Origin of the sequence: Streptomyces sp. NRRL F-4489, assembly GCF_001509485.1 — a bacterium.
GTDB lineage: Bacteria > Actinomycetota > Actinomycetes > Streptomycetales > Streptomycetaceae > Streptomyces.
Genome location: NZ_LLZI01000116.1, coordinates 1 through 4,132 on the forward strand (window position 1 = coordinate 1; position 4,132 = coordinate 4,132).

Consider the following 4,132-nt stretch of genomic DNA (forward strand, 5'->3'; position numbering starts at 1 on the left):
CGTGGGGGGCGAGGGGCGGCGAAGGTGGGGGTATGGAGCGTTCTTTCGAGGAATTGGTGGCGGAGGCCGATGAGGTTTCCGTGGCGGGCTGGGACTTTTCGTGGCTGGACGGGCGGGCGACGGAGCAGCGGCCCTCGTGGGGTTATCAGCGGCTGATGGGGGAGCGGCTGGCGCGGGCGTCGGCGGCGCTGGACATCCAGACCGGGGGCGGTGAGGTGCTGGCCGGCGCGGGGGCGTTCCCGCGGGTCATGGTGGCCACGGAGTCCTGGCCGCCGAACGTCGCCAAGGCGACCGAGCTGCTGCATCCGCTGGGCGCGGTGGTGGTCGCGGACGAGGACGAGCCGCCGCTGCCGTTCGCGGACGGCGCGTTCGACCTGGTCACCAGCCGCCATCCGGTGACGGTGTGGTGGGACGAGATCGCGCGGGTGCTGCGGCCGGGCGGGACGTACTTCTCCCAGCAGGTCGGGCCGGCCAGCGTGTTCGAGCTGGTGGAGTTCTTCCTGGGGCCGCAGCCGGAGGAGGTGCGGCGGGCCCGGCATCCGGAGGACGCGCGGCGGGCGGCGGAGGCGGCCGGGCTGGAGGTCGCCGATCTGCGCTTCGAGAAGCTGCGGACGGAATTCCTCGATATCGGGGCGGTGGTGTATTTCCTGCGGAAGGTGGTGTGGATGGTGCCGGGATTCACGGTCGCTGAATACCGGGAGAAATTGCGGGAGTTGGATGGGATCATTCGGCGGGACGGGGCGTTTGTGGCGCATACCACTCGGTTTTTGATCGAGGCGCGGAAGCCGGGGGTGTGAGCCCCGGGCCGGGGGCGTGAGTCCGGTCCTGTCGGCCCTCGGCGGCGCCTGTCAGCGGCGGGCGGCTGAGGCGAGGGTGGCGCGGGTCTCGGCGTCCGGGAGGCCGGTGTGGCGGGCGGCCGCGGCGAGGCGTTCGAAGAGTTCCGCGCCGAGCCCGGACTCGTACGCGCGGCACGCGGCCCAGAAGAGGCGGGTGTTGCGCTGCCCCCTGGGGGAGGCGCGGACGAAGCGGACCAGCGCGGCGGCCGCCTGCCCGGAGCCGGTGTACGGGCCCGCGCCCTGACGGCCCGTATACGGACGGCGGGCCGGCGGGGTGCCCAGTGGGGGGACGAGGAGCGCCAGCAGACCGGGGGGCGCCGGGGCGGGGCGGCGCGGGGCGTCCGGCGCGAGCACGTACCGGCCGTGCGTGGTCAGTGAGCCGGGGCCGACCAGATAGCCGCCCGCGCCCCGGACGTCGATCCCCGGGGCGAGCCGCCCGGCGGAGTTGGGGACGGGTGGCGCGGGCGGGCCGGTGAACCACAGGTGGCGGCCGCCGCTGGGCGTCAGGACGGTGGCGGTCGGCGGCACCGGGACGCCGTGCGCCTCGGCGACCAGGCGGAACGCGGTCCGGCCGTCGGCGCCGTGCTTGGAGTCGAGGTCGATGCCGATGAGGTGGTGCGGGGCGCGGCCGCAGGCGATGCCGTAGCCGGTCGCCCAGGGGGCGGCGGCGAACATCCGGCGGACGGTGAACGGGTCGGTGGAGGCGTCGTGGACGCCGTGCCCGAGCCGGCCGCAGGCGCCCCGGCAGGGCGGGGTGGGGGCTGCGGGGCCTTCCGGGTCGGTGCGTCCGCCGTGGCCCTCGTGACCCGTGCGCCCGTCGTGGTCCTCGTGACCCCCGTACGCGCCGTGGCCCGCGTGGTCCTCGTAGCCGGTGTCGTCGCGGTGCGGGGACGGCAGGGCCGGGAGTTTGGCGCGGGTCAGCGGGATGACCGGATAGCCCAGCTCGGCGGCGCGCAGGGCGTGCGTGAGGGCGGTGTGGTGGGCGTCCGCCGGAGCCAGGAGCGGGGCCGGCGGCGGGGTCGGCGCATCGGGGCGCCGGGGGACGGCCCGGAGGGCGGGGCGGAACTCGGCGGGGGCCTCGGGCGGGGCCTCGGCCCCCGGGTGTGCGGTGGGCGGTGCGGTATGGCGGCGGGGCGTGGCCATGGCTTTATTTTCGTACGAACGTTCGAGAAAGGGAAGGGGCTGGGGAGGGCGCGCGGACAAGATCGGCTGCGCGCCGGGTGTGCGCGGCGGCGCCCCGGAGTGATCTTGCCTGGAAGCGGGCGGCTCGCGGTGGATCACCGGGGCATCTCGGGGGCGCGAGTGGGGGCGTAGGGGTTTACCGGCGGTTTCTCATGCTTGCGGGGGAATCGGTCCAAGACGGTGGGTTCGCCGGGGATTCATGGGCAATCCTGTCGTCGCGACGTCGAGGCAGGCGCCGGGTGGTCGGCCAACTACCCGGTGGATCAATGGAGTTAGCGCTGTGCGGACCGGCCGGGGACGGCCGCCGGACGCGGGACCGGGAGGCCGGTCCCCGTCCGGACGGACCGGAAAGCCGGCTCCGCTTATCGGAACCCCCAGCCCAGAAGCTGTTCCCGTAGCTGTTCCGTAGGAGGAACGAATGGCAAGCACCCGTACCGCCCGTGTCATCGCTGTCGCCCTGGCCCTGCCGTTCGCGGCGGCGCTCTTCACCGGAGTGGCGCAGGCCGACAACGGCGGCTTCGCGAGCAACGGGTCGAGCTCCGCCGCCACCAGTCAGATCGGCACCGGCGTCGGCCACGACAACCACGGCAACTCCACCACCGGCCAGCAGGTGGCCAACGGTCCCGGCGCGTCCAACCAGAACAACACCGCCAGCGTGAACGGCCACGGCTTCACGGTCATCAACCAGGAGAACGCCGACGCCGACTTCGGCGGGATCGGCTGAGCCGGCGCCGCCGCGCGCGAGTGCGGCGGCTGACCGGCGGGTGAGACGAGGTTCCGCGCGGCGGACATAAGTGGGCCGCTCTGGGGTTCACCGCGCGGACCTTGACAGCGAGCGGGTTTCTGACGGACAGTCAGAAACCCGCTCGCTCGTTCGTACGGCCGTCACCCGAGGAAGGCCCGCCGACGTGCATCTCGCCCCCAGCCCCCGCCAGCAGCGGCTGCGCGCCGAACTCCGCGACTACTTCCGGACGTTGCTGCCGGACGGCCCGGTCGCCGATCCGGTGGCGCAGCGCGCGGTGCTCCGCCGGATCGGCGCGGACGGCCTGCTGGGCCTGGGCTGGCCGACCGCCTACGGGGGCCAGGGGCGCGGCCCGGATGAGCAGTTCGTGTTCTTCGACGAGGCGTACCGCGCGGGCGCGCCGGTCTCGATGGTCACCCTGAACACCGTCGGCCCCACCCTGATGAAGTACGGGACCGCGCGCCAGAAGGAGTTCTTCCTGCCGCGCATCCTCCGGGGGGAGCTGGTCTTCGCGATCGGCTATACGGAGCCGGAGGCCGGCACGGACCTGGCGTCGCTGCGGACGCGCGCGGTGAAGGTGGCGATACCAGCGGGATCAGGGGAGACAAGCGCGGGCTCTCCGGGGCCCGACCCCGGTCCCCACTGGCTGATCAACGGCAGCAAGAGCTTCACCAGCAACGCCCACCAGGCCGACTGGATCTGGCTCGCCTGCCGCACCGACCCCGACGCCCTCAAGCACCAGGGCATCTCGATCCTCCTCGTGCCGACCGACGCCCCAGGCTTCTCCTGGACGCCGATCGAGACCGTCGGCGGGCTGACGACCACCGCCACGTACTACGACGGCGTACGCGTCCCGTACGGCAACCTCGTGGGCGAGGAGAACGGCGGCTGGCCGCTGATCACCAACCAGCTCAACCACGAACGTGTCGCCCTGGCCGCGATCGGCATGCAGGCCGAGGACGCCTACGAGGCCGCGCTGGCGTACGCCCGGACACCGGACCCGGGGACCGGGGAGCGCCCGGCCGACCGCGCCTGGGTGCGCGCCCGGCTGGCCGAGGCGCACGCCCGGCTGGCCGCCACCCGGCTGCTCAACTGGCGGCTGGTCGGCGACGTCGGGGCCGGGACGCTGAGCCCGGGGGACGCCAGCGGGGTCAAGTTCGCCGGTACGGAGAGCGCGGTCGAGGTCTACCGGATGTGCCAGGAGGTGGTCGGCGACACCGCGCTCATCCGGGCCGGGGCCCCGGGCGCCTATGGGGACGGCGAGCTGGAGCGGATGAACCGGGCCGCGCAGATCAACACGTTCGGGGGCGGGGTGAGCGAGATCCAGCGGGAGATCGTGGCCGCGATGCGGCTGGGGATGCGGAAGGGGCGG

The 4,132-nt window shown here is 74.0% G+C and carries 4 protein-coding genes; 3 read left to right on the plus strand and 1 reads right to left on the minus strand.

Annotated elements, in window-relative coordinates; translation table 11 throughout:
- Window positions 1–32 precede the first annotated feature (32 nt).
- Window positions 33–797 carry a class I SAM-dependent methyltransferase gene (locus ADL22_RS12010; protein WP_066976973.1) on the plus strand — a complete coding sequence of 255 codons (765 nt, stop codon included), beginning with the start codon at window positions 33–35 and terminating at the stop codon, window positions 795–797.
- Window positions 798–848: 51 nt separating this feature from the next.
- Here ADL22_RS12010 and ADL22_RS12015 read toward each other — a convergent pair whose 3' ends face one another.
- Complete coding sequence (locus tag ADL22_RS12015) at window positions 849–1,979, minus strand: bifunctional DNA primase/polymerase (RefSeq protein WP_066976976.1); 1,131 nt, start codon at window positions 1,977–1,979, stop codon at window positions 849–851.
- Window positions 1,980–2,436: 457 nt separating this feature from the next.
- Here ADL22_RS12015 and ADL22_RS12020 point away from each other — a divergent pair, with 457 nt between their 5' ends.
- Both ADL22_RS12020 and ADL22_RS12025 read left to right on the plus strand, forming a co-directional pair.
- Window positions 2,437–2,742 carry a hypothetical protein gene (locus ADL22_RS12020; protein ID WP_066976980.1) on the plus strand — a complete coding sequence of 102 codons (306 nt, stop codon included), beginning with the start codon at window positions 2,437–2,439 and terminating at the stop codon, window positions 2,740–2,742.
- 184 nt (window positions 2,743–2,926) lie between these two features.
- On the plus strand, window positions 2,927–4,132 hold a 1,206-nt coding region (locus tag ADL22_RS12025; protein WP_066976982.1), incomplete at its 3' end, for an acyl-CoA dehydrogenase family protein.

Excerpts from the sequence above, each read along its gene's own strand:
- ADL22_RS12020 (WP_066976980.1), top strand. The coding sequence starts at position 2,437 with ATGGCAAGCACCCGTACCGCCCGTGTCATCGCTGTCGCCCTGGCCCTG.
- ADL22_RS12015 (WP_066976976.1), bottom strand. The coding sequence starts at position 1,979 with ATGGCCACGCCCCGCCGCCATACCGCACCGCCCACCGCACACCCGGGG.
- ADL22_RS12010 (WP_066976973.1), top strand. The coding sequence starts at position 33 with ATGGAGCGTTCTTTCGAGGAATTGGTGGCGGAGGCCGATGAGGTTTCC.